The 22,965-nt window shown below is 58.0% G+C and carries 23 protein-coding genes; 16 read left to right on the top strand and 7 right to left on the bottom strand.

Annotated features, from left to right (window positions below; all coding sequences use genetic code 11):
* Positions 1-37 precede the first annotated feature (37 nt).
* Complete coding sequence (locus tag MOQ06_RS10255) at positions 38-1,510, bottom strand: alpha/beta hydrolase (protein WP_242172716.1); 1,473 nt, start codon at positions 1,508-1,510, stop codon at positions 38-40.
* 267 nt (positions 1,511-1,777) lie between these two features.
* Between MOQ06_RS10255 and MOQ06_RS10250 the strand changes: the two genes are divergently transcribed.
* From MOQ06_RS10250 to MOQ06_RS10220, 7 genes are read left to right on the top strand one after another with little or no spacing between them, the layout of a single operon-like run.
* Complete coding sequence (locus tag MOQ06_RS10250; protein WP_242172715.1) at positions 1,778-2,632, top strand: MurR/RpiR family transcriptional regulator; 855 nt, start codon at positions 1,778-1,780, stop codon at positions 2,630-2,632.
* Positions 2,633-2,644: 12 nt separating this feature from the next.
* Complete coding sequence (gene ddpX / locus MOQ06_RS10245) at positions 2,645-3,217, top strand: D-alanyl-D-alanine dipeptidase (protein ID WP_148419817.1); 573 nt, start codon at positions 2,645-2,647, stop codon at positions 3,215-3,217.
* A 15-nt stretch (positions 3,218-3,232) separates the two neighbouring features.
* On the top strand, positions 3,233-4,765 hold the full coding sequence (locus tag MOQ06_RS10240) for an ABC transporter substrate-binding protein (protein WP_242172713.1): 1,533 nt from the start codon (positions 3,233-3,235) through the stop codon (positions 4,763-4,765).
* A 23-nt stretch (positions 4,766-4,788) separates the two neighbouring features.
* On the top strand, positions 4,789-5,811 hold the full coding sequence (locus MOQ06_RS10235; protein ID WP_148419815.1) for an ABC transporter permease: 1,023 nt from the start codon (positions 4,789-4,791) through the stop codon (positions 5,809-5,811).
* On the top strand, positions 5,808-6,704 hold the full coding sequence (gene ddpC, locus MOQ06_RS10230) for a D,D-dipeptide ABC transporter permease (protein WP_193355158.1): 897 nt from the start codon (positions 5,808-5,810) through the stop codon (positions 6,702-6,704). Before MOQ06_RS10235 ends, ddpC begins: the two co-directional genes overlap by 4 nt.
* Positions 6,701-7,687, top strand: coding sequence for an ABC transporter ATP-binding protein (locus tag MOQ06_RS10225; protein ID WP_242172711.1), 987 nt, complete (start codon positions 6,701-6,703; stop codon positions 7,685-7,687). Before ddpC ends, MOQ06_RS10225 begins: the two co-directional genes overlap by 4 nt.
* Positions 7,680-8,606 (top strand): ABC transporter ATP-binding protein, encoded by a 927-nt coding sequence (locus MOQ06_RS10220; RefSeq protein ID WP_242172709.1) that lies wholly within the window; start codon positions 7,680-7,682, stop codon positions 8,604-8,606. The genes MOQ06_RS10225 and MOQ06_RS10220 overlap by 8 nt, the downstream gene beginning before the upstream one ends.
* Before the next feature lie 28 nt (positions 8,607-8,634).
* Here the strand turns inward: MOQ06_RS10220 and MOQ06_RS10215 are convergent, their stop codons facing one another.
* Both MOQ06_RS10215 and MOQ06_RS10210 read right to left on the bottom strand, forming a co-directional pair.
* Complete coding sequence (locus tag MOQ06_RS10215; protein WP_242172706.1) at positions 8,635-9,063, bottom strand: OsmC family protein; 429 nt, start codon at positions 9,061-9,063, stop codon at positions 8,635-8,637.
* A gap of 69 nt (positions 9,064-9,132) precedes the next feature.
* A complete protein-coding gene (locus MOQ06_RS10210; RefSeq protein ID WP_242172704.1) occupies positions 9,133-10,020 on the bottom strand; it encodes a LysR family transcriptional regulator in 888 nt (295 codons plus the stop codon).
* 111 nt (positions 10,021-10,131) lie between these two features.
* Between MOQ06_RS10210 and MOQ06_RS10205 the strand changes: the two genes are divergently transcribed.
* From MOQ06_RS10205 to adhP, 7 genes are all read left to right on the top strand, one after another.
* Positions 10,132-10,983 carry a Vmh family MBL fold metallo-hydrolase gene (locus MOQ06_RS10205; protein WP_176610280.1) on the top strand — a complete coding sequence of 284 codons (852 nt, stop codon included), beginning with the start codon at positions 10,132-10,134 and terminating at the stop codon, positions 10,981-10,983.
* 50 nt (positions 10,984-11,033) lie between these two features.
* On the top strand, positions 11,034-11,555 hold the full coding sequence (locus MOQ06_RS10200; RefSeq protein WP_148419809.1) for a VOC family protein: 522 nt from the start codon (positions 11,034-11,036) through the stop codon (positions 11,553-11,555).
* A 141-nt stretch (positions 11,556-11,696) separates the two neighbouring features.
* Positions 11,697-11,912 (top strand): biofilm-dependent modulation protein, encoded by a 216-nt coding sequence (gene bdm, locus MOQ06_RS10195; RefSeq protein WP_148419808.1) that lies wholly within the window; start codon positions 11,697-11,699, stop codon positions 11,910-11,912.
* A 95-nt stretch (positions 11,913-12,007) separates the two neighbouring features.
* On the top strand, positions 12,008-12,145 hold the full coding sequence (gene sra / locus MOQ06_RS10190) for a stationary-phase-induced ribosome-associated protein (protein ID WP_148419807.1): 138 nt from the start codon (positions 12,008-12,010) through the stop codon (positions 12,143-12,145).
* A gap of 176 nt (positions 12,146-12,321) precedes the next feature.
* Positions 12,322-14,019 carry an NAD-dependent malic enzyme gene (locus tag MOQ06_RS10185; RefSeq protein WP_148419806.1) on the top strand — a complete coding sequence of 566 codons (1,698 nt, stop codon included), beginning with the start codon at positions 12,322-12,324 and terminating at the stop codon, positions 14,017-14,019.
* Positions 14,020-14,407: 388 nt separating this feature from the next.
* On the top strand, positions 14,408-16,117 hold the full coding sequence (locus MOQ06_RS10180) for an ABC-F family ATP-binding cassette domain-containing protein (protein WP_242172703.1): 1,710 nt from the start codon (positions 14,408-14,410) through the stop codon (positions 16,115-16,117).
* Between the two features lie 216 nt (positions 16,118-16,333).
* Positions 16,334-17,344, top strand: a complete 1,011-nt coding sequence (gene adhP / locus MOQ06_RS10175; RefSeq protein WP_242172700.1) for an alcohol dehydrogenase AdhP — start codon at positions 16,334-16,336, stop codon at positions 17,342-17,344.
* A gap of 39 nt (positions 17,345-17,383) precedes the next feature.
* On the opposite strand, the gene MOQ06_RS10170 is transcribed toward adhP, so the two are convergent.
* The gene (locus MOQ06_RS10170; RefSeq protein WP_242172698.1) at positions 17,384-17,893 is read right to left on the bottom strand and encodes an Rrf2 family transcriptional regulator; all 510 of its coding nucleotides are present in this window, start codon (positions 17,891-17,893) and stop codon (positions 17,384-17,386) included.
* Between the two features lie 130 nt (positions 17,894-18,023).
* On the opposite strand from MOQ06_RS10170, the gene MOQ06_RS10165 reads away from it, so the two are divergent.
* Positions 18,024-19,226: an NAD(P)/FAD-dependent oxidoreductase gene (locus MOQ06_RS10165; RefSeq protein ID WP_242172696.1), complete on the top strand. Its 1,203-nt coding sequence runs from the start codon at positions 18,024-18,026 to the stop codon at positions 19,224-19,226.
* A gap of 65 nt (positions 19,227-19,291) precedes the next feature.
* On the opposite strand, the gene araJ is transcribed toward MOQ06_RS10165, so the two are convergent.
* Positions 19,292-20,467, bottom strand: coding sequence for an MFS transporter AraJ (gene araJ / locus MOQ06_RS10160; protein WP_242172694.1), 1,176 nt, complete (start codon positions 20,465-20,467; stop codon positions 19,292-19,294).
* A gap of 589 nt (positions 20,468-21,056) precedes the next feature.
* On the opposite strand from araJ, the gene MOQ06_RS10155 reads away from it, so the two are divergent.
* Positions 21,057-21,380, top strand: a complete 324-nt coding sequence (locus MOQ06_RS10155) for a CcdB family protein (protein ID WP_277932187.1) — start codon at positions 21,057-21,059, stop codon at positions 21,378-21,380.
* Positions 21,381-21,431: 51 nt separating this feature from the next.
* Here the strand turns inward: MOQ06_RS10155 and fdnI are convergent, their stop codons facing one another.
* Positions 21,432-22,088, bottom strand: coding sequence for a formate dehydrogenase-N subunit gamma (gene fdnI, locus MOQ06_RS10150; RefSeq protein ID WP_242172692.1), 657 nt, complete (start codon positions 22,086-22,088; stop codon positions 21,432-21,434).
* On the bottom strand, positions 22,081-22,965 hold the full coding sequence (gene fdxH / locus MOQ06_RS10145; RefSeq protein ID WP_148419801.1) for a formate dehydrogenase subunit beta: 885 nt from the start codon (positions 22,963-22,965) through the stop codon (positions 22,081-22,083). Before fdxH ends, fdnI begins: the two co-directional genes overlap by 8 nt.

Here is a 22,965-nt window from a genome sequence, read left to right as displayed (position 1 = left end):
TCCACGGCGTGACCTAATCTATTCCGCGCCGGAACTACTAATCCCCGATACGGCTGTCGATACGCGCCTGCATATAGTCGTAGAACGGGTTTGACGTCACGCGCATCAGCGCATCTTTGCCGACGCTCAGCACCGAGGTCTCCCCCCACAGGGCAATGGTCCCGAGGCTAATACCATAGTGATTTTTTATCGCAGGCTGGCGGCCATAAAGATCGTCATCGGGAGGGAACGGAATGGCAACGTGCGACAGAGAGTAGACCTCGCGCGGATAGTTAACCGACAGCGGGATTGCCGTCTCCCGCGTGCTTCCCGCGGGCGTCGTTTTCGCGACCGTCTGATAACTGTCGGCGCTGGCGTTGGTGATAACGGTGACACTGTAACGTCTGCGAGCCTCGGGCAGCAGGTCGGCCAGCGCGGTCCAGGAGGCGGGCTTAAACAGCGGACGAAAGCTCCCGGCCTGGTTGATGTCAATAACCACCAGCTCGCTGCCGTTAGCCGGGAGCTGGTCAAACAGCCCGGTGACCACCGCGCGGGTACTGACCGTTGAATCCATGATCGACTGGAACGCGAGGACCGGCGGCAGCTGCGCCAGCCGGTGTTCCCGGGCGGCGCGGCCGATCTGCTCATGCAGCGCCTGGGTCAACAGCCACGACTGGCGCGCCGCGTTCACCGGAAACGAGTTGTATTTGTAAGGATTGTATTCGGGCGAAACGTTGAGCCACGCGGCTTTGGCAAACGCCGGCAGCATGGCCGGCAGCCCGGCGAACCCGGCAAAGCGGGCAAATGCCGTGACGCCAATCATCGGCGACAGCAAAACGATCTGCTGAGGCTTGCGCAGTTCAGGCGCATCAAGCGAGTCGAGGGCATATTTCATCGCCAGCGCCCCGCCGTTGGAGTAGCCCACCAGGTGCAGGGGAACATCGTTACCCGCCAGGCGCGTCGCCTCGCGGACCGCCAGACGCGTTGCCGCCAGCCACGCCTCCCAGTCAACGTCCGTCAGCGCGCCGGGCGCGGTGCCGTGACCGGGCAAGCGAGGGACCACGGCCACGAAGCCGCGCGTTTGATAATGCAGGGCCAGATGCCTGACGCTGTAGGGCGAATCCGTCAGCCCGTGCAGCAGCACCACCGCCCCGCGCGGTTTTCCGTCAGGCTTCAGGACAAAGGATCGGTTGGCATCCGGGGAAAACTGGCCGGGCCACACCAGGCTCTGGCGGTAGTAGCGGTTAAGCGGCGTGCGCTCCTCCGCCGTTGCTTTCGCCGTCACCTCGCTATCGAGATCGCTGAAGATGGCATTTTCACGCGTGAGGTACTGCGCAAAGCTTGCGTTGTCCATCTCGCGCACGGACATCTCGTCTGCCCGCCAGGTGTGCCACGAATGCAGCGCCGGCCCCTGCTGTGAAAGATATACGCGCACCGCAAGCAGCACGATCAGAACGATCCCGACGACGATCGCCAGTTTTTTTGCGAGAGCCATCAGGCGCACGCTGACCCGCCAGGGCAAATTCGCCATGTGAGGCTCCCTCTCTTGTGCATAGTGCCGCCATCTTACCAAAAAATGTGAAGAGACTGACGTATTCACTAAATAGATAGCCGTCAGATCCTGCGCTGCACCAAAAGTGAACTACGCTGCACAAATGTTGTTCATTCGTTAATTAAATATTGCATTAACTTTGCAGCACAGCGCGCTTTCGCCGCAGTGTGAGTATGGCACGCATCCTGCATTGTTAATCAGGTAACAAACATCGGGACTTTGACAGCCGGTTAACAGCGAGGCGGTATGACGACAAAACCTGAGGTGCTGGGCCGTATCGAGGCGACGTTCAGCCAGTTCACCCCGAGCGAAAAGCGGGTGGCGAGCTGGATGCTGGCGCACGCCGGGCAGATCCCGTTTGAAACGGCAGAGAGCGTGGCGCAGGCAACCGCTACCAGCGGCATCACCGTCGGACGCTTTCTGCGCAAGCTGGGCTACCGCAACCTGGACGATGCCAAAAAAAGCCTGCGCGATCCCCGCCAGCCCTGGGGCATTACCGAGCGCCTCGACTCCTGGAAGCAGCAGCAGCCGCTGTCGGATCGCGTTCAGCACTCCCTCTCGCTGGAGGTGGATGCCATTGCCCACGTTTATCAGCTGGCGCAAAGCGAGACGTTCAGACAGGTCGTTCAGCGGCTTACCCATGCTGACGCCGTCTTCGTGCTGGGGATCCAGTCCACGCGCGGGATCGCCAACGCGTTCTTCAGCCATCTTGAATACCTGCGCCCGCGCGTGAGCTATTCCGAAGGGCTCTCCGGCAGCTGGGTGGAGTCGCTTAACTCCGGCTTTGCGCACCCGTATATCGTGCTGACGGATACCCGGGCCTACTCCGCCATTGCCCGTCAGTACTGCCGCGTGGCGAGCGAAAAAGGGCTGCCGATGGCGCTGATCACCGATATCTGGTGCCCGTGGGCGCGGGATTACCCGATTGATTTACTCCAGGTGAAGACCGATACCGGCCATTTCTGGGATTCGCTGGCGCCCGTGAGCTGTCTGTTCAACCTGCTGCTGTCGGGCGTGGTGGAGGCGCTGGGGGATGCGCTGCCGGAGCGTCTGGCAATCAACCGACAGTTACAACAACAGTTTGGTCAATTCGAACGCTAAAGGAGCGGAGCTATGCCCGAAGAGAATCAGCTGATTGACGTGGCGAAAACCTTTCCCACGCTGCATATCGATCTGAAATACGCGACCGCCGACAACATCACCGGCCGCCCGATCTACCAGCAGGCTACGTGTCTGCTGCATACGGATGCCGCCACCGCGCTGGCAAAGGCCATCAGCATCGCCGCGCTGGCTGGACTGAAGCTGGTGGTCTACGACGCCTACCGCCCCCAGCAGGCGCAGGCGCAGCTCTGGGATGCCTGCCCGAATCCGGAATACGTGGTGGACGTGGCGGTTGGATCTAACCACAGCCGGGGCACCGCCGTTGACGTCACGCTCATGGACGAACACGACAACGTGCTGGATATGGGGGCCGGCTTTGACGACATGCACGAGCGTTCCCACGCCTGGCACCCTTCCGTACCGCCCGAGGCGCAGCGCAACCGGCTGCTTCTTAACGCCGTGATGTCCGGCGGCGGTTTTGTGGGCATCAGCAGCGAGTGGTGGCATTTCGAACTGCCGAACGCCGCAGGCTATCCGCTGCTGGATGACCAGTTCGCCTGTTTTACGACCACACACTCACTCTAATTCTGGAGCCCGGCCATGAAAACAACGCTGCTTACGACCCTGATTGCCGCTACGCTCGCCCTGAGCGCCCCGCTCGCGCTGGCGGCTGTGCCAAAAGATATGCTGGTGATTGGCAAGGCCGCCGACCCGCAAACGCTCGATCCGGCGGTAACTATCGACAATAACGACTGGACGGTGACCTATCCCTCCTACCAGAGGCTGGTGAAATACAAGCCGGGCACCACGGAGGTGGAAGGCGATCTGGCGACGGGCTGGAACGCCTCGGAGGATCGGAAGGCGTGGACGTTCACCCTGGCGGACAACGCAAGGTTTTCCGACGGCACGCCGGTAACCGCCGAAGCGGTCAAGCTGTCGTTTGAGCGCCTGCTGAAAATCGGCCAGGGGCCGTCCGAGGCGTTTCCGAAAGATTTAAAGGTGGATGCGGTGGATGAGCACACCGTGAAGTTCACTCTCAGCCAGCCGTTTGCCCCGTTCCTGTATACGCTGGCCAACGACGGCGCGTCGATCGTCAACCCGGCGGTGCTGAAGGCCAATGCCGCCGACGATGCTCGCGGTTTCCTGGCGCAAAACACCGCCGGTTCCGGCCCGTTTATGCTGAAAAGCTGGCGCAAGGGTCAGCAGCTGGTGATGGTGCCTAACCCGCACTGGCCGGGCGAAAAGCCGCACTTTAAGCGCGTAGCGGTGAAAATTATTGGCGAAAGCGCGTCGCGTCGCCTTCAGCTTTCCCGTGGCGATCTGGACATAGCCGACGCGCTGCCGGTGGATCAGCTTGCCGCCCTGAAGCAGGAAGGCAAAGTGGCCGTGGCGGAGTATCCGTCCCTGCGCGTGACCTATCTCTATCTTAACAACGGTAAGGCCCCGATGAATCAGGTGGAAATGCGCCGCGCGGTCTCCTGGGCGACCGATTATCAGGGGATGGTGAAAGGTATTCTCAGCGGGAACGGCAAGCAGATGCGCGGCCCGATCCCGGACGGCATGTGGGGCTTCGATGCGAACGCCATGCAGTACAGCTTTGACGAAGCCAAAGCCAGGGCGGCGCTGGAAAAGGTGAAAGACAAACCGGCCAGCCTGACGTTCCTTTACTCGGATAACGACCCCAACTGGGAGCCCATCGCCCTCTCCACCCAGGCGAGCCTCGGCAAGCTGGGCATTAACGTCAGGCTGGAGAAACTGGCCAACGCCACCATGCGCGACCGCGTGGGCAAAGGCGACTATGACATTGCCATCGGCAACTGGAGCCCGGACTTCGCCGACCCGTACATGTTTATGAACTACTGGTTCGAGTCGGACAAAAAGGGGCTGCCGGGCAACCGCTCGTTCTATGAGAACAGGGAGGTTGACGCGCTACTACAGGCGGCGCTGAAAACCACCGATCAGGCCGAACGCACCAAAGACTATCAGCAAGCGCAAAAAGTGGTCATTGACGAGGCGGCTTACGTTTATCTGTTCCAGAAGAACTACCAGCTGGCGATGAACAAAGATGTCAAAGGCTTCACCTTTAATCCGATGCTTGAGCAGGTCTTTAACATCGCCACCATGAGTAAGTAACGGCCCACGCCGGGGGGAAGCGTATGACGTTCTGGAGCATCGTGCGCCAGCGCTGCTGGGGATTAATCCTGGTGGTGGCCGGTGTCTGCATTATTACCTTTATTATTTCACACCTGATCCCCGGCGATCCGGCCCGCCTGCTGGCCGGCGATCGCGCCAGCGACGACATCGTTCAGGGCATCCGCCAGCAGCTGGGGCTGGACAGGCCGCTCTATATCCAGTTTGGCCGCTATGTTGAGGCGCTGGCGCACGGCGATTTAGGCACGTCCATACGCACCGGACGCCCCGTTGCGGAAGATTTAAAGGCCTTCTTTCCCGCCACGCTGGAGCTGGCCTTCTGCTCCCTCCTGCTGGCGCTGATGGCCGGCGTGCCGCTGGGCATTTTATCGGCGGTATACCGTAACCGCTGGCTGGATCATCTGGTGCGGCTGATGGCGATGACCGGCATCTCGACCCCCGCCTTCTGGCTGGGGCTGGGGGTTATCGTCCTGTTCTACGGCCAGCTGCAGATCCTGCCCGGCGGAGGCAGGCTGGACGACTGGCTCGACCCGCCCGCCCACGTTACCGGCTTTTATCTGCTGGACGCCCTGCTGGAAGGCAACGGCGAGGTGTTTTTCAATGCCCTTCAGCACCTGATTTTGCCCTCCCTGACCCTGGCTTTCGTGCACCTGGGGATTGTGGCGCGTCAGGTGCGCTCCGCGATGCTGGAGCAGCTGAGCGAGGATTACATTCGTACCGCCCGCGCCAGCGGGCTGCCGGGCTGGTACATCGTGCTGCGCTATGCCTTACCCAACGCCATGATCCCCTCCATTACCGTACTTGGCCTGGCGCTGGGCGATCTGCTGTACGGGGCGGTGCTTACCGAAACCGTGTTTGCCTGGCCGGGAATGGGTGCCTGGGTGGTGACCTCCATTCAGGCGCTGGACTTCCCCGCCGTCATGGGCTTCGCGGTCGTGGTATCGCTGGCGTATGTCTTCGTTAATCTGGTGGTGGATCTGCTGTACCTGTGGATCGACCCGCGAATCGGGCGCGGAGGTGCCGAATGATGTTAACTCAGGAAACGCCCGCGCCCGTCAGCGCCGCAAAACGGCGCGTCAGCTGGGCAAAGCTATTCTGGACGTTGCGAAAAAGCCCGCTCACGCTGGCCGGCGGCGTAATTATGATCCTGATGCTGCTGCTGATGGTCGTCTCGCCCTGGATTGTGCCGCACGATCCGAACGCGCTGGATCTGACCGCGCGCCTGCAGGCCCCGTCGGCACAGCACTGGTTTGGCACCGATGAGGTGGGCCGGGATCTGTTCAGCCGCGTGTTGGTGGGCAGCCAGCAGTCCATCACAGCGGGTCTGGCGGTGGTGGCGATAGCGGGCGGTATTGGCTCCCTGCTCGGCTGCCTGTCCGGCGTGCTCGGCGGGCGCGGCGACGCCGTTATTATGCGCATCATGGACGTTATGCTCTCGATCCCCTCGCTGGTGCTGACGATGGCGCTGGCCGCCGCGCTCGGCCCAAGCCTGTTTAACGCCATGCTGGCGATTGCGATCGTGCGCATTCCGTTTTACGTGCGGCTGGCGCGCGGGCAGACGCTGGTGGTGCGCCAGTTTACCTACGTGCAGGCCGCACGCACCTTTGGCGCATCGCGCTGGCACCTGATCGCCTGGCATATCCTGCGTAACGCCCTGCCGCCGCTGGTCGTGCAGGCCTCGCTGGATATCGGCAGCGCGATCCTGATGGCCGCCACGCTGGGCTTTATTGGACTGGGCGCGCAGCAACCTACCGCCGAATGGGGGGCGATGGTGGCCGTGGGCCGCAACTACGTGCTCGACCAGTGGTGGTACTGCGCGTTTCCGGGAGCGGCAATCCTGATCACGGCGGTCGGGTTTAATCTGTTCGGCGACGGTCTGCGCGACCTGCTGGATCCTAAATCAGGAGGGAGGCAGTCATGAGTGATGCCGTATTATCGATTGAAGATTTGCACCTGAGCTTCCCCATTTTTCGCGGTGAGGTTCACGCGCTTAACCACGTCTCGCTGGAGATTGGCCGGGGCGAAATTGTCGGCGTGGTGGGCGAATCCGGCTCGGGGAAATCGGTCACCGCGATGCTGGCGATGCGTCTGCTGCCTGAAGGCAGCTATCGCGTACACCACGGACGCATCACGCTTCTCGGTGAAGACGTGCTGAACGCGTTGGAAAAACAGCTCCGCCAGTGGCGCGGCGCAAAGGTGGCGATGATATTCCAGGAGCCGATGACGGCGCTCAATCCCACGCGACGAATCGGCAAGCAGATGGTGGAGGTTATCCGCCAGCATCAGCCGCTTTCCCGCCGCGAGGCGCAGCAGAAGGCAATCTCCCTGCTGGGCGAGATGCAAATCCCGGATGCGGCGCAGGTGATGGAGCGCTATCCGTTTGAGCTATCCGGCGGCATGCGCCAGCGGGTGATGATCGCCCTCGCCTTTTCCTGCGAGCCGGAGCTTATCATCGCCGATGAACCGACCACAGCCCTGGACGTGACCGTGCAGCTCCAGGTGCTGCGCCTGCTGAAGCATAAGGCCCGCGCCAGCGGGACGTCGGTGCTGTTTATCAGCCACGACATGGCGGTGGTGTCTCAGCTTTGCGATCGTATGTACGTCATGTACGCGGGCAGCGTTATCGAAAGCGGCAGCTCCCGGAGCCTGATCCAGCGTCCGGTTCATCCCTACTCGATTGGCCTGCTGCGCTGCGCCCCGGAAAACGGCGAGCCGCGTGAAATACTTCCGGCCATTCCCGGCACGGTGCCGAACCTCAGCCACCTGCCGCGCGGATGCGCCTTCCGCGAGCGCTGCTTTGCGGCCGGTGCGAAGTGCGGCGAAACGCCGCCCCTGCTGTCGACGGGCGCGGAGGGCCAGCAGGCCGCCTGCTGGTATCCACAACAGGAGTCGCGCCATGTCTGAAATACTGCTTGAACTGGATGACGTGCACGTGAACTTTCCCGCGCGTAAAAACTGGCTGGGGCGCGTGACGGAACGTGTGCATGCCCTCAACGGCCTCGATTTGCAAATCCATCGCGGCGAAACGCTGGGCATTGTGGGGGAATCTGGCTGCGGCAAGAGCACCCTGGCACAGTTGCTGATGGGCATGCTTAAACCGAGCGCCGGTGCCTGCCAGCGGGCGAACGGGGCGGGCGGCATGCAGATGGTGTTTCAGGATCCGCTTTCGTCTCTCGATCCGCGGCTGCCCGCCTGGCGCATCATCACCGAACCGGTGTGGATCCAGCAGCGACGCAGCGAGCGGGAACGTCGGCAGCTGGCCGCGGAGCTGGCGCAGCAGGTGGGGATCCGCCCGGAATACCTTGACCGCCTCCCGCACGCCTTTTCCGGCGGACAGCGCCAGCGCATCGCCATTGCCCGAGCCCTCTCTTCGAACCCGGACATTATCGTGCTGGATGAACCCACGAGCGCGCTGGATATTTCCGTTCAGGCGCAGATCCTCAACTTGCTGGTTACACTGCAACGGCAGCGAAACCTGACGTTTGTGCTGATTTCGCATAACGTTTCGGTGGTCCGGCACATGAGCGACCGCGTGGCGGTGATGTATCTGGGGCAAATCGTTGAGCTGGGTACGACGGATCGGGTGCTGAACCATCCCCGCCATCCCTATACGCAACTGCTGCTTGACTCCGTTCCCCGCACCGGTGAACCGCTTGATGAAACGCTGGCGCTCAGAAAAACCGATTTGCCCGGCAATCGAAATCTGCCCGACGGGTGCTATTTCCGGGACCGCTGCCCGCTGGCGGCGAAGGGATGTGAGCAGCCGCAGGCGCTGCTGGCCCCATCGGGGAGCACGCGGGTGCGCTGCTGGCGTAACGGTTAAAATGAGCCGGGCGGATGCCCGGCTGCGATCAGTTGAGCTTATAGTCCAGGGTGATTTCGGCCTTGAGCAGCTGCGAAACCGGACAGCCCGCCTTCGCTTTCTGGATGATGCCGTCAAACTGCTGCGGATCGATACCCGGTACCGTCACCTTGCTTTGCAGCGCGACCTTGCTGATGGCAAAACCGCCGTCGGTTTTATCCAGATAGACATCCGCCGTGGTATCAATGGAGTCTGCGGTATAGCCCGCTTCGCCCAGCATCAGCGACAGAGCCATTGAGAAACAGGCCGCGTGCGCCGCGCCAATCAGCTCTTCCGGGTTTGTCCCTTTTTCGCCCTCAAAACGGGTGTTAAAGCCGTAAGGTTGCTGGTTAAGGACGCCGCTTTCCGTCGATACCGTGCCTTTCCCGCGCTTAATGTCGCCAGACCAGTGTGCTGAACCGTGCTTATGAATCGTCATTATTGCTCTCCTTTTGGCTTACAAAGGGTTAAGTATAGGACGCCTAATCCGTTTTGCAGGGAAGACAGACTAGTCCGATCGCGACGCAAGGCCGTTCGCCAGCGCGTCAAGAAACACCCGCTGCGCCGCAGGCTGGTAGTCACGCGACTGATAAATGCCAAAAATAGCGATCGGTTTTGGCGTATAGGCGTTAAGCACCGGCACCAGGCTGCCCTGCCGTAGCGCCGCGTCGGCCTCACGTTCGGGCAGCATGGCGATGCCGCAGTGGTTTATCGCCGCCTCCATCAGCAGGGAAGAGATGCTGGCGCTGAGGTTGCCGCTGACGGCCGTCGAAATCGTCTCGCCTTCAGGCGAAATAAAACGCCACGACTGCCCGGCAAAAAAGCTGTAGTGCAGGCAGTTGTGCTGCGCCAGATCCTCCAGCCGCCCGGGGACGCCCCGGGCTGCAAGGTAGCGCGGCGAGGCGCACAGCACGGACCGACACTCCCCCAGCCTGCGGGCAATCATGCCCGGCTCGGGGCTATCGGTGATGCGGATCGCCACGTCGATCCGCTCCCCCACCAGGCTCACGGGATGATTATTCACGTCCAGCTCAACGCGCAGCTGCGGGTAGCGCTGCAGCAGGTCAGGCAGTATCGGGGCGATAAGCTGGGTGGCGGTGAAGTGCGCGCAGGCGACACGCAGCGTGCCGGAAGGCGAATCCTTCACCGACTGACCTTCAATTTCCTGGGAAATTTGCGAGAGCGTGCGCGTTTTCTGAAGCACCTTTTCCCCCGCCGCCGTCAGCGTCAGCTTGCGGGTGGAGCGGTTTACCAGCCGCGCGCCGGCCCACTTTTCCATCTGTTCAAGGTAGCGGCTTACCATCGGGCGGGAGATCCCCAAAGCCCGTGCCGCCGCGCTCAAACTTCCCAGCTCGCAGATGCGGTTGTACACCTGGGCGGCGATGACGCGATCCATTCTGACCTCCATTTGCTCGATTTATGAAACTAAGCATCTCCTGTTTCAGGAATTCTGGCAAATGCAGAGATCCGTACAATAGAGACTTTCCAGAAGAACAGAGATAAGACCATGAAGATCGCCCGCCTTGCTATGCTGTGCACCCTTTTCGCTCCGGCTGCGTTTGCCGCGCCGTTAACCATCGATACCTATAACCCGCAGGAAAAGGGCATTTTTGCCGTCTCCTCCACGCTCGTTTCCGGCCCCAAAGAGGCGGTACTGTTTGACGCGCAGTTCAGCGTAAAGGACGGCGAGGCGCTGGTGGAGAAAATTCGCCGCAGCGGAAAAACGCTGAACAAGATCGTTATCACTTCCGGCGATCCGGATTTCTACTTCGGCCTTCAGCCGCTGGTAAAAGCCTTCCCGAACGCCAAAGTGGTGGCCACGCAGCAGGTGGTGGACCACATCAGGGCCACTAAGGACGCCAAGCTCGCCTTCTGGGGACCGCAGATGAAAGACGGCGCGCCGACCCGGCTTGTCGTGCCGCAGGTGATTGCGTCCACCACCTTCATGATTGACGGTGAGCGGGTCAACATTGAAGAGCCTGAAAGCTACGCGGCGTACGTCTGGATCCCGTCCGCGAAAACTATCCTTGGCGGTACCGGCGTCTCGTGGGGCATTCACGTCTGGACGGCAGACACCCAGACCAAAGCGAGCCGCCAGCAGTGGCAGCAGACGCTGGATAACATGGCGGCGCTTAAGCCAGAGCGCGTGATCCCGGGCCACTACCTGGGGACACCGCCCGCGGGAACGGGCGCTATCGACTTTACCCGCCGCTATCTTCAGCAGTTTGAACAGGCCCTCACCTCACATAAGGATTCAGCTGGCGTAATCAGCACGATGAAAAAACAGTGGCCGGAGCTGGCTGAAGCGAGCTCGCTGGAGCTGAGCGCCAAAGTAAACACCGGCGAAATGAAGTGGTAATAACCTGATTATCTCCTGCTATATTTACTTTTTTATAGCAGGAGATATATATGCAATCGTCAGTAAGGGGCATCGACCATATTGGTATTACGGTGCCCGACATTGAAAAAGCTACCTTATTTTTTGAACAGGCTTTCGGCGCGCGGGTTTTATATCACTCTGTCGATGCTGAAACCGATAATATTGACCAGTCTGCCCAGCAACACACCTTAAGGCTCTTCCCCGGCACAAAAATCCGCGCAATCCGCATGCTCGCCATGCCCCACGGGCCCGGTATAGAACTCTTTGAAATGCACGGCCCAGAACAGGGCATGCCCGCCCGCGCCAGCGACTTCGGCTTGCAGCATTTTGCTGTTTATGTTGATGATTTTGAACACGCCATAGCGGCATTTACCGCTGCCGGTGGTGAGATGTTTACTAAGCCGAAGCCGCTCTCTTTTCCGGATGAACAGGGTGAAGGGAATGCTTTCTGCTATGGTCAAACGCCATGGGGCAGCATTGTGGAATTGATCTCATGGCCTTCCCCAATGCCTTATGAAAAAACAACTAATTTACGCCGCTGGAAACCCTAAATTTTATTTCTCTGCTACGGGATGTGATATTTTTATTTCCAGGACGAATCTGAGCCACAACGGCAAAAATATTTGTCACTCTGAATGTGAATTAAGATTTTGCACGCCGTAACATTAAACAGAGAACGACACGGAGGCAGCATGTTTACTTATTACCCGGCACATACCACAGCAGCACAACCTGAACTCGTTAACGCGATTGCACAGGGTCTTCACGCCGAGCACGGTGTTGTAACTGAAGATGACATTTTGATGGAACTGACCAGGTGGGTGGAAGCCACGGACAATGACATCCTCAGTGACATCTACCAGCAAACCATTAACTACGTCGTCAGCGGGCAAAGGGCACCTTTGTAAAAACCTGCTAAGCTGGATCTGCAACCTAAGGGGTTACATTTCGTTTGCGGAAGCAAACTTGTCCTTAAAACTATCAACAGGATTGAGGAGTTAACATGAAATCGAACCGTCAGGCACGCCATCTTCTGGGACTGAACTACAAACTCTCTAACCAGCGTAAGGTGGTTATTGAAGGGGGTAGCGAAACGCAGGTGACCCACGCCACCGGCAGGAAACGCCAGACCGGCAAGTAAGTTCCGGCACGACATTCACGACACCATCGGTAATCCCGGTGGTGTTTTTGTTTATGTGTTGCGGTAATTAACATTTAGCTCCTTTATAATACCCCCCGACCGCAGCCCGCAGCGCACGCCAGAAAGATGACAAACAGCAGTGTCAGGGACGGTTCTTCTTAAAAAGAGTGAGTGACATGGACAACAAACTGAAAAAACATCGTTCCCTTTATATTCCTTACGCCGGTCCGGTTTTACTGGAGTTTCCGCTTCTGAACAAAGGCAGCGCCTTCAGCATGGAAGAGCGCAGCAGCTTTAACCTGCTGGGCCTGCTGCCAGAAGTGGTTGAAACCATTGAAGAACAGGCAGAACGTGCCTGGATCCAGTATCAGGGCTTCAAAACCGAAATTGATAAGCACATCTACCTGCGAAATATCCAGGACACTAACGAAACCCTCTTCTACCGCCTGGTGCAGAACCATCTCGAAGAGATGATGCCCGTCATTTACACCCCAACGGTCGGCGCGGCGTGTGAACGTTTCTCTGAAATCTACCGCCGCTCCCGCGGCGTGTTCATCTCTTACCAGAACCGTCACAACATGGACGACATCCTGCAAAACGTGCCTAACCACAACATCAAGGTGATTGTGGTGACCGACGGCGAACGTATTCTGGGCCTCGGCGACCAGGGCATTGGCGGGATGGGTATTCCTATCGGTAAGCTCTCCCTGTACACCGCCTGCGGCGGCATCAGCCCGGCCTACACCCTGCCGGTGGTGCTGGACGTGGGGACCAATAACCAGCAGCTGCTGAACGATCCGCTGTACATGGGCTGGCGCCATCCGCGCGTTACCGACGATGAGTACTATCAGTTTGTTGATGATTTCATTCAGGCCGTGAAGCACCGCTGGCCGGACGTGCTGCTCCAGTTTGAAGACTTCGCGCAGAAAAACGCCATGCCGTTGTTGAACCGCTACCGCGATGAGATTTGCTCGTTCAACGACGATATTCAGGGCACCGCGGCGGTAACCGTCGGTACGCTAATTGCCGCGAGCCGCGCGGCGGGCAGCCAGCTCAGCTATCAGAAAATTGTCTTCCTTGGCGCAGGCTCCGCCGGGTGCGGCATCGCCGAACAAATTATTGCCCAGACCCAGCGCGAAGGGCTGAGTGAAGAGCTGGCCCGCTCCCGCGTCTTTATGGTTGACCGTTTTGGCCTGCTGACCGACGGTATGCCGAACCTGCTGCCGTTCCAGACCAAGCTGGTGCAGAAGCGCGAGAACCTGAAGAACTGGGATACCGATAACGAAGTGCTCTCTCTGCTGGACGTGGTGCGCAACGTGAAGCCGGATATTCTGATCGGCGTGTCCGGGCAGACCGGCCTCTTCACGGAAGAGATCATTCGCGAGATGCACAAGCACTGCGAGCGACCAATCGTGATGCCGCTGTCGAACCCGACGTCACGCGTGGAAGCCACGCCGCAGGACATCATCGCCTGGACCGAAGGCAACGCGCTGGTCGCCACCGGCAGTCCGTTTGATCCGGTAGTGTGGAAGGACAAGCTGTACCCTATCGCCCAGTGCAACAACTCCTACATCTTCCCGGGAATTGGTCTGGGGGTTATCGCTTCCGGCGCGTCCCGCATCACCGACGAAATGCTGATGTCGGCAAGCGAAACGCTGGCTGGCCACTCTCCGCTGGTGAACAACGGTGAAGGACTGGTGCTGCCTGAGCTTAAGGACATTCATAAGGTGTCCCGCGCCATCGCGTTCGCGGTGGGCAAAATGGCGCAGCAGCAGGGAGTTGCGGTGAAAACCTCGGCCGACGCGCTGCAGCAGGCCATCGACGATAACTTCTGGATGCCGGAATACCGCAGCTATCGTCGTACTTCGATTTAACTATTGTCCCTCACCCCAGCCCTCTCCCCAAAGGGGAGAGGGTGAAAACCGCACCGGACAGTCCCCTCGCCCCTTCGGGGAGAGGGTTAGGGTGAGGGGAATATACGGCACTCCCCGCTAGCCAAACCCACATTCCCCCGCTACACTCCCTTCATCCATCAACCCACTGAATATATAAGGAGGCCTATTATGCTGTATTGTGAAATTTTTAATTTTTCACATACTCTTGGCGATCGCACCAGCTCAAGCGTTATCGGTATCGTGCTGCGATAACTTCTGCTTGAGCGAAGCCACCAACCCCTGAAATCCCTTCTCTCGGGCTTACTGAGTTATCGTCAGCGATGTTTGACGAGGCATAGCCATGCCTGTAACTCTTGGGTAAGCAACAATGAGCACTTTACTCACTGCACATTCACTACGCGTTGATACAGCGTTTGGCACGCTCTTCGACTCTCTCTCCTTTACGCTGAAAAAAGGCGACCGCCTTGGTCTGCTGGGCGATAACGGCTGCGGCAAAAGCACGCTGCTCAAAGTTCTCGACGGAACGCAACTTCCTGCGGCCGGAACGGTTTCTCTTGCGGGTCATTGTCTGATGGCGCGCGTGGAACAGCACCTGCCGGAGGCTGTTTATCCCCTGACCATGCTGGATGCTGTGCTGGCTCAGCTGCCGACCGGCGAGCGCGACAGCCTGCGCTGGAAAGCGGAAACGCTGCTTGCAGGCATGGGCTTCACGCCGCAGGAAACGGCGCTGCAATCCGCTACGCTGAGCGGCGGCCAGCACACGCGTTTACTGCTGGCGCGAGCGCTGATTGGCGATCCGGATCTGCTGTTGCTGGACGAACCGAGCAACCACCTTGACCTGCCAACCCTGCTCTGGCTGGAGCAGTTTTTACAGAACTGGTCCGGCAGCTTTGTTCTTGTCTCACACGACCGGCAGCTGCTGGACGCGGTGACCAACGGCAGCTGGATCCTGCGCGATAAGACGCTGCACTACTTTGCCCTTCCCTGCACGGCGGCACGCAAGGCGCTTGAAGCAAAAGATGAAAGCGACGCGCAGCGCCATAAGGCGGAGCAAAAGGAAATCGACCGCGTAACGGCCAGCGCGAAGCGGCTGGCGACCTGGGGCAAGGTCTACGACAACGAAGATCTCGCCCGTAAGGCGAAGCAGATGGAAAAACAGGTCGAACGGCTGAAGGATAATCAGACGGAACTGACGGAGGGCAGCCAGTGGACCTTAACCCTGCGCGGGGACGCGCTGCGGGCCGACCGCCTGCTTGAAATCACCAACCTCGGCGTGCCCCCTGCGCCGGGCCTGCCGGATCTGTTTACGATTGACAGCGCGCGGCTGAAAAGCGGCTACCGCGTTGCAGTTGTGGGTCGTAACGGCTGCGGTAAATCGTCGCTGATGAAGCTTATCTGGCGACATTTTCGTGACGACGTCTCAGATGACGGGCTTAAGCGTCATCCGCGCGTCTCGCCCGGCTACTACGACCAGACGCTGCGCCAGCTGCCGGACGATGCGGCGCTGCTTGATGCGCTGGAGCCTTTCTCGCCCGATCCGCACACCCGCAAATTGGCGCTTATCAGCGCCGGTTTCCCATGGGCGCGTCACGGGCAGAAAGTCAGTACGCTGAGCGGTGGCGAGCGTTCACGCCTGCTGTTTGTCGGCCTGACGCTTGCCCGCTATAGCCTGCTGATGCTGGATGAGCCAACAAACCATCTGGATATGGAAGGCAAAGACGCTCTGGCCGAAACCCTGCAACGGTTTGAAGGCGGCGTTCTGCTGGTAAGCCACGACCGTCATCTGATTAGCCGAAGCTGTAACCGTTTCTGGCTGATTGAGGACGGCAGGCTGAGCGAATGGCACGACGCGGAGGCGGTGTTCGACCTGCTGCGTGAAGGCACTGAGCCGGCTGCACAAGCGGCGTCGACGGCCGCGTCCAGGGCGCGACCTTCTCAACCTGACGATCTGCTCGAACGCCTGGTCGCGCTTGAAGCGCTGCTGGAAGAGGACCTGGCGCGAAAGCCAAAACATCAGAAGCCGCAGCTGCAGGCGCAGTGGCGAAAAGAGATTGAGGAGATAGAAGCCCGGCTGTAACTCAGTACCCGGCGGTCGTTACGCCGGGTCATTTTTACCCTTTTCCAGACGGCGTTTTCCCCTACCGATTATTAGAGGATCGCCGTATTCTTAATCTGAAATTGCACTAAATAATGACATTATGTTGCGGATGCCTTGCATTACAGCGCCAACGTATTAATCCTTAGGAGGTATTACACCTGCTATGCAGATACTCATCATGAAAAGGAGAAACACATGAAGGCTGCTGTTGTCACTCAGGATCATCAGGTTAACGTCACGGATAAAACCTTACGCTCGCTCAGGCACGGTGAAGCGCTGCTGAAAATGGAGTGCTGCGGGGTTTGTCACACCGATCTTCATGTTAAGAACGGCGATTTTGGCGACAAAACCGGGGTGATCCTCGGCCACGAAGGGATTGGTATCGTCAAAGAGATCGGCCCGGGCGTAACGTCGTTAAAAGTGGGCGACCGTGCGAGCGTGGCGTGGTTCTTTGAAGGCTGTGGTCACTGTGAATATTGTAATACCGGCAACGAGACCCTGTGCCGCGCCGTGAAAAACGCGGGTTATTCCGTTGACGGCGGCATGGCTGAAGAATGTATCGTTACCGCTGATTACGCCGTAAAAGTCCCGGACGGGCTGGACTCCGCGGCGGCGAGCAGCATTACCTGCGCCGGCGTAACCACCTACAAGGCCGTGAAGGTCTCTGAGATCAAACCCGGACAGTGGATTGCGATTTACGGACTGGGTGGCCTGGGCAACCTCGCGCTGCAGTACGCTAAAAACGTCTTTAATGCAAAAGTCATCGCAATCGATGTGAACGACGAACAGCTGAAGCTCGCCGCCAGCATGGGCGCGGATTTAACCGTGAACTCCCGCAGCGAAGATGCGGCAAAAGTGATTCAGGAAAAAACGGGCGGCGCACACGCAGCCGTGGTGACGGCAGTGGCGAAAGCGGCCTTCAACTCCGCCGTTGATGCGGTGCGTGCCGGGGGCCGCGTGGTGGCCGTTGGCCTGCCGCCGGAAGCGATGAGCCTGGATATTCCCCGTCTGGTACTGGACGGCATTCAGGTGGTGGGCTCACTGGTGGGTACCCGTCAGGATCTGCTCGAAGCCTTCCAGTTTGCGGCAGAAGGCAAGGTCGTGCCGAAGGTCACGATGCGTCCGCTTGAAGATATCAACGCCATCTTCAAAGAGATGGAACAGGGCCAGATCCGTGGCCGCATGGTAATTGATTTACGCTCGTAAATCAGGGTTGCCGGGCGGCGGCTTTGCCCTGCCCGGCCTTCAGGACGATGAACGCCGGTCGGAAATCCACTCCTGAACCTCAATCTGAAAGGTGTCAGGAGCTTTTCGATACATCTTACGCGCCAGGTCCAGGATGGTATGGCGCCCTAACTCCTCTTCCATCCGCTGCTGCGCGCTGTCCATCACTGACCGCACACCGCACGGGCCGTCACAAACCCAGGCCGGTGGCGTTTCATCAAACACCGCAAGGCGTTGACGCACTTCCCGACACTCAAACATGCTCTTCTCGCCGTCGATAGCATGCGCCACATCCAGCACGGAGATAAGCTCAGCCGGGCGAGCCAGCTTAAAGCCCCCGCCCTTGCCTTCCGTACTGATAACCAGCCCGGCGCGTGACAAGCGGGTAAAAATTTTCCCGAGATAGTCGTAGGGTACGCCCTGTAGGGCCGCCATTTCCCGGACGCTCATTTCGCGCTCATTGCCTTTTGCATCCACCATGCACATCAGGCTGTGAATGCCATATTCCACACCAGAACTGAAAAACGCCATCGATAACTCCGGGTCATTGTTCGCTGCATTATAACGAATTTTAACTCAGAAAGAACTTGTCGCAGTTAACTACGACCATTATAGTAGCAGTTACGTCAGGCATGCAGCCTGACGATCGAAAGGATCGAGTATGAAAAAGCAGATTTTAATTGTGGGCAGCGGTTTTTCCGGCATGTGGGCCGCGGTCAGCGCAGCGCGGCTTTCTGCACTGGAAGGTAACAACAGCCTTAGCATCGCGGTGCTGGCACCTGTTCCGGAACTTCGCGTACGCCCCCGTTTCTATGAAGAAAAGGTTTCAACGCTGGTCGCCCCGCTGAGTGACCTGTTTGCAGAGTTGGGGATTGAGTTTATTGCTGGAACAGCACAAGGCATTGATACAAAATCAAAAACCATCACATACCGCGACGCCACGGGCTGCGATTCTGAAGTAAGTTATGAACGTCTCATCCTGGCAACCGGCAGCCGGGCCAAACGACCGCCGATCCCCGGTCTGGCACAGTACGCCTTTGATATCGACCAGCTTGAGTCCGCCCGGGCGTTCGAACAGCACCTTGATTCGCTGGTCACGCGGCCTTCAACGCCAGAGCGCAATACCGTGGTAGTGTGCGGCGGCGGTTTTACCGGTATTGAGCTGGCAACCGAACTCCCTGCCCGTCTGCGTGCCCGCTTCGGCACCGAAACAAAGACTAAAGTTATCGTAGTTGAGAGAGGTAAGGTGATTGGCGGACGATACAGCGAGGCGCTCCGCAGCACGATTGAAGCAGCGAGCAACGAGCTGGGCGTTGAATGGCGTTTGAGCAGTGAAATTGAGGCGATTGATGCCAACGGCGTGACGCTCAAAAACGGAGATCGCCTCCCCGCCGCTACCGTCATCTGGACCGCGGGTGTAGAGGCAAATCCTCTCAGCAGGCAAATCGATGGCGAACGCGATGATATGGGGCGTTTAAAAGTCACCGGGACGCTGCAGGTGCCTGCGCATCCGGACGTCTACGCGACGGGCGATATGGCACATGCCAAAACGGATGACGCAGGCAATACGGCGCTGATGACCTGCCAGCACGCGATCCAGTTAGGCAAATTCGCCGGACATAACGCGGCGGCCAGCCTGTTGAACCTGGAGCCCTATCCTTACCGTCAGGTGAACTACGTGACCTGTCTGGATTTGGGCGGCTGGGGAGCGGTTTATACCGAGGGCTGGGAACAGGCAGTAAAATCGGTACGAGAAGAAGCCAAGAAGATCAAAATTGCCATCACTAATGAGTTAATTTATCCGCCGGCAGCGGATAAAGCCATTGCATTTGCCGCCGCCGATCCGCTGGCGAAGTTTGTCTAGCTTCAGTCTAAGCCAGTCACCCGGAGCCAGCGGCATGACGTCGACTCCGGGCGTTTCCCTTAAAATCAGGCCAGCGCCCGGGCGTTGGCCTGGCGCTTTTTGGCACATAAATGTCCATACAACAGCAGCGAGGTCATTGCCGAGAAGGACAAGATCGCGGCCGGAAGCGTGACGTAGCTCCAGCTGAAGCCGAGAACGATCGTCATTCCGCCAAAATACGCGCCAATTGCACTGCCGAGATTGAACGCCATCTGCCCGCCTGCCGCCCCCAGCATCTCGCCCCCTTTCGCATTTTGCAGCAGCAGAATTTGCAGCGGCGCAGAGAGCGCGAACAGCCCGGCACAGCAGATAAATCCCATCACCAGCGAAGCGGTTTTCAGTTCGCCAAAAGCAAACAACGCCAGCAGCGAGGCCACAATCACCAGGTCGGTGGTGGCCGCAATGCGCAAGGGGCTAAAGCGCGCGGATAATTTTCCGCTGAGCATATTACCCAGCACCATGCCCAGCCCCATCAGCATCATGATCGCGGTCATTACCCCCTCTGAGAAGCCTGACACGTTGACCATAAACGGCTTCACGAAGCTAAACCAGGCAAACACGCCGGCGTTGCCGAACATCGTGGCGGCAAAAATGAGCCACGGCTCCGGTTTCTTCAGGAAGCGAAATTGTTCCGTCAGCCGGGTGGCTGTCGTGTCGCGTATATCCGGCACCCACAGCAGGACCGACAGGATCACCAGCGCGTCAAACACCGCAATTAAAAAGAAGGTGTAACGCCAGCTAAACTCGTGCCCAAGCCAGGTACCCAGCGGTACGCCCAGCAGATTGGCTACGGTCATCCCGGCAATCATCCCGGCGACGGCAACCGTCACCTTTCCCGGCGGTGCGATCTTCGACAGGACGATCGCCCCCACGCCGAAAATCGCGCCATGAGGGAAGCCAGAGATTAACCGCCCCGCCGCCAGCCCGACATAGGACGTTGAGAAAGTAAACAGAGCATTACCGATGACGCACATCGCCATCAGAAACAGCAGCGTTGTTTTAAGGGAGAATTTGCCGGAGAACAGCGCCACAATCGGCGCGCCGATGACTACGCCAAAGGCGTAAAACGAAATCATATTCCCGGCGGAGGGAATAGAAATTCCCGTGTCATGCGCAAGCTCTGTCAGCACGCCCATGATGCCAAATTCAGCCATCCCCAGGCCAAAGGTGCCAAGCGCCAACGAAAAAATTGTCTTTTTCATACTACAGCCACGTTTGAAAAATATGCAGGGTGCATTATTGATTAAACTTGTATGGTGAGCCAGCTCAAACCAGCTTTCTGACACATTAATCCATTTATTCAGGTCGATTACACCCAGGCCACGGCCTCGATTCCGCGACCGGATACGGGCCGTTCCGCAGAGGGTAGCGCCGCTTTCTCGAACGATTTCACAGAGTACATATAAAGGACGGCATGCAGATAAGGTTGAATTATCGAAACGCAGAGCTGACAAAATAAATCGAAAATCTTCCTTCAGGCATCTTGCAGATCGAGGTTAATTATACTGGAAGGCGGCTCGCATAATTTATATTACCAGGGGAAACGGTATTGTTTTTTATTGCCTTCGGCCGATAATGGCCGCACCAACCAAGGGGAAATTAAATGAAATCGAACCCATCCAAAAACATTTCTAAAAGAGAGCCTTTCACTGGAACAAGGACTCGCACGCCCTTAACGACAGCGGAGCGCGTGAGGCAACGACAACAGGATAAGGAGTTTATTAAAGCCATGAATGAATTAACGGCTAAAGGCGGATTACTGTCCGATGACCCTTATTTCGGAGGGCTTTGATGTGTTTTCAGTTTGACGTTTATCGTAACCCATCAGACAGAACGCGTGAGTATCAGCCCTATTTTATGATAATTCAGCACGATTATTATGAGGACTTATCGACAAGGCTTGTGGTGCCGTTAAGTTATCATAATCATTTAAAAGGGTATTTTCATGCCGCTACTCCTCTGGTGAATATTGATTTTCAGACTTTTTTTCTGAACACAACAAACATAACTCACGTGGAGACAAAGAAACTAAATAATAAAAATTATGTATGTAATCTTCGTAGCGCAAGAAGCGGAGTTATTGCGGGAATCGATGCGTTAATTACAAATACATAATTCAGGCCCGCGCAAGCGCAGCGCCGCCGGACAAAGCCGACGGCGCAAGGCTTACTTCAACCCTTCCGAACTCTCTTTTTGCGCTTCAACACGCTCAACGTCCCGATACCATCGAGGATGGTGTTTCTGCGCCCAGCGGCGGCTCACCTTCCCTTCAATCATGCCCTTAATCGACCCTTTCACCCAGAATGCCATATACATATGGATCAGGATGGCGTGGATCAGAATAATGGCCGACGTTGCGTGGATCAGCAGCGCGTAGCGCACTACCTGAATCGGGAAGTAGTGGGCGAAATACGGTCGCCAGATGATGACCCCGGTTACCAGCAGCACAAAAATCATGCTCATGATGGTCCAGAACATCATTTTCTGCCCGGCGTTATATTTGCCTACCTTCGCTACTTTATGCTCGTTGCCTTTCAGAACTTCAACGATGCCTTTCACCCACGGAATATCCTGCTTATCCGGGATATTGTGATGGACGAAACGCACGAACATAAACATCAGCACCACGAAAATCAGCATGCCGAAGAACGGGTGAAGAATACGCCCCATCTGCGGTGTCCCGAAGGTTTCCGTCAGCCACTGCAGCGTCGGGAAGAAGAACGAGATGCCGGAGACCGCCACCAGGAAGAAGCAGATGACCACCGTCCAGTGACAGGCGCGATCGACAAATTTGGTGCGCACTATCATTTTCGACTTACTCATGATGCTCCTCCTCGTCGTCATCCACCTCTTTATTCGGCCCAATACCGATGTAGTGATAAATCAGCCCGGCAAAGGTGGCGATAAAGCCCGCCGCCGAGAGCGGCTTAAGCGCCCCTTTCCACAGGTTGATGGAGGTATCGATGGCCGGATCCTTCGGCAGGTTGTGATACAGCTCCGGCTGGTCATTGTGATGCAGGACATACATCACGTGGGTTCCGCCCACGCCCTGCGGGTTGTAAATACCCGCCTTGTCGTAGCCGCGCGCTTTCAGCTTGTCCACCCGCTGCTGCGCCACCTCGAGCATCTCTTTTTTGGTGCCGAAGTGGATCGCGCCGGTCGGGCAGGTCTTGACGCAGGCAGGCTCCTGACCCACGCTAACGCGGTCCACGCACAGCGTGCATTTGTATACCCGGTTATCCTCTTTATTGAGGCGCGGGATATTAAACGGACAGCCCGCAATGCAGTACCCGCAGCCGATGCAGTTATCCTGCTGGAAGTCGACGATCCCGTTGGCATACTGAATGATTGCACCCGCCGACGGACATGCCTTCAGGCAGCCCGGATCTTCACAGTGCATGCAGCCATCTTTACGGATGAGCCACTCCAGCTTGCCGTTCTGTTCGGTTTCGCTAAAGCGCATCACCGTCCAGGATTTGGCGCTCAGATCCGCCGGGTTATCGTAAACCCCAACGCAGTGCCCCACCTCGTCGCGAATATCGTTCCACTCCGAGCAGGCCACCTGGCAGGCCTTACAGCCCACGCAGGATGAGACATCGATAAGCTTGGCGACTTCAGCCTTGTAATCCCGCGCGCGAGGCGCGGGGGTTATCGGGTTGGTCGCGGAGCGTTTAATAATGTCTTGTGTTTCCATCGCCAT

This window comes from Enterobacter sp. I4 (genome assembly GCF_022669095.1).
Taxonomy (GTDB): Bacteria; Pseudomonadota; Gammaproteobacteria; order Enterobacterales; family Enterobacteriaceae; genus Enterobacter; species Enterobacter pasteurii.
The sequence above is the reverse complement of the archived record's forward strand: the minus strand, read 5'-3'. Positions and strand labels throughout refer to the sequence as shown.

What these genes read in the sequence shown, in the direction of transcription:
- MOQ06_RS10255 (WP_242172716.1), bottom strand. Translation starts at nt 1,510, where the DNA reads ATGGCGAATTTGCCCTGGCGGGTCAGCGTGCGCCTGATGGCTCTCGCA.
- MOQ06_RS10250 (WP_242172715.1), top strand. Translation starts at nt 1,778, where the DNA reads ATGACGACAAAACCTGAGGTGCTGGGCCGTATCGAGGCGACGTTCAGC.
- ddpX (WP_148419817.1), top strand. Translation starts at nt 2,645, where the DNA reads ATGCCCGAAGAGAATCAGCTGATTGACGTGGCGAAAACCTTTCCCACG.
- MOQ06_RS10240 (WP_242172713.1), top strand. Translation starts at nt 3,233, where the DNA reads ATGAAAACAACGCTGCTTACGACCCTGATTGCCGCTACGCTCGCCCTG.
- MOQ06_RS10235 (WP_148419815.1), top strand. Translation starts at nt 4,789, where the DNA reads ATGACGTTCTGGAGCATCGTGCGCCAGCGCTGCTGGGGATTAATCCTG.
- ddpC (WP_193355158.1), top strand. Translation starts at nt 5,808, where the DNA reads ATGATGTTAACTCAGGAAACGCCCGCGCCCGTCAGCGCCGCAAAACGG.
- MOQ06_RS10225 (WP_242172711.1), top strand. Translation starts at nt 6,701, where the DNA reads ATGAGTGATGCCGTATTATCGATTGAAGATTTGCACCTGAGCTTCCCC.
- MOQ06_RS10220 (WP_242172709.1), top strand. Translation starts at nt 7,680, where the DNA reads ATGTCTGAAATACTGCTTGAACTGGATGACGTGCACGTGAACTTTCCC.
- MOQ06_RS10215 (WP_242172706.1), bottom strand. Translation starts at nt 9,063, where the DNA reads ATGACGATTCATAAGCACGGTTCAGCACACTGGTCTGGCGACATTAAG.
- MOQ06_RS10210 (WP_242172704.1), bottom strand. Translation starts at nt 10,020, where the DNA reads ATGGATCGCGTCATCGCCGCCCAGGTGTACAACCGCATCTGCGAGCTG.
- MOQ06_RS10205 (WP_176610280.1), top strand. Translation starts at nt 10,132, where the DNA reads ATGAAGATCGCCCGCCTTGCTATGCTGTGCACCCTTTTCGCTCCGGCT.
- MOQ06_RS10200 (WP_148419809.1), top strand. Translation starts at nt 11,034, where the DNA reads ATGCAATCGTCAGTAAGGGGCATCGACCATATTGGTATTACGGTGCCC.
- bdm (WP_148419808.1), top strand. Translation starts at nt 11,697, where the DNA reads ATGTTTACTTATTACCCGGCACATACCACAGCAGCACAACCTGAACTC.
- sra (WP_148419807.1), top strand. Translation starts at nt 12,008, where the DNA reads ATGAAATCGAACCGTCAGGCACGCCATCTTCTGGGACTGAACTACAAA.
- MOQ06_RS10185 (WP_148419806.1), top strand. Translation starts at nt 12,322, where the DNA reads ATGGACAACAAACTGAAAAAACATCGTTCCCTTTATATTCCTTACGCC.
- MOQ06_RS10180 (WP_242172703.1), top strand. Translation starts at nt 14,408, where the DNA reads ATGAGCACTTTACTCACTGCACATTCACTACGCGTTGATACAGCGTTT.
- adhP (WP_242172700.1), top strand. Translation starts at nt 16,334, where the DNA reads ATGAAGGCTGCTGTTGTCACTCAGGATCATCAGGTTAACGTCACGGAT.
- MOQ06_RS10170 (WP_242172698.1), bottom strand. Translation starts at nt 17,893, where the DNA reads ATGGCGTTTTTCAGTTCTGGTGTGGAATATGGCATTCACAGCCTGATG.
- MOQ06_RS10165 (WP_242172696.1), top strand. Translation starts at nt 18,024, where the DNA reads ATGAAAAAGCAGATTTTAATTGTGGGCAGCGGTTTTTCCGGCATGTGG.
- araJ (WP_242172694.1), bottom strand. Translation starts at nt 20,467, where the DNA reads ATGAAAAAGACAATTTTTTCGTTGGCGCTTGGCACCTTTGGCCTGGGG.
- MOQ06_RS10155 (WP_277932187.1), top strand. Translation starts at nt 21,057, where the DNA reads ATGTGTTTTCAGTTTGACGTTTATCGTAACCCATCAGACAGAACGCGT.
- fdnI (WP_242172692.1), bottom strand. Translation starts at nt 22,088, where the DNA reads ATGAGTAAGTCGAAAATGATAGTGCGCACCAAATTTGTCGATCGCGCC.
- fdxH (WP_148419801.1), bottom strand. Translation starts at nt 22,965, where the DNA reads ATGGCGATGGAAACACAAGACATTATTAAACGCTCCGCGACCAACCCG.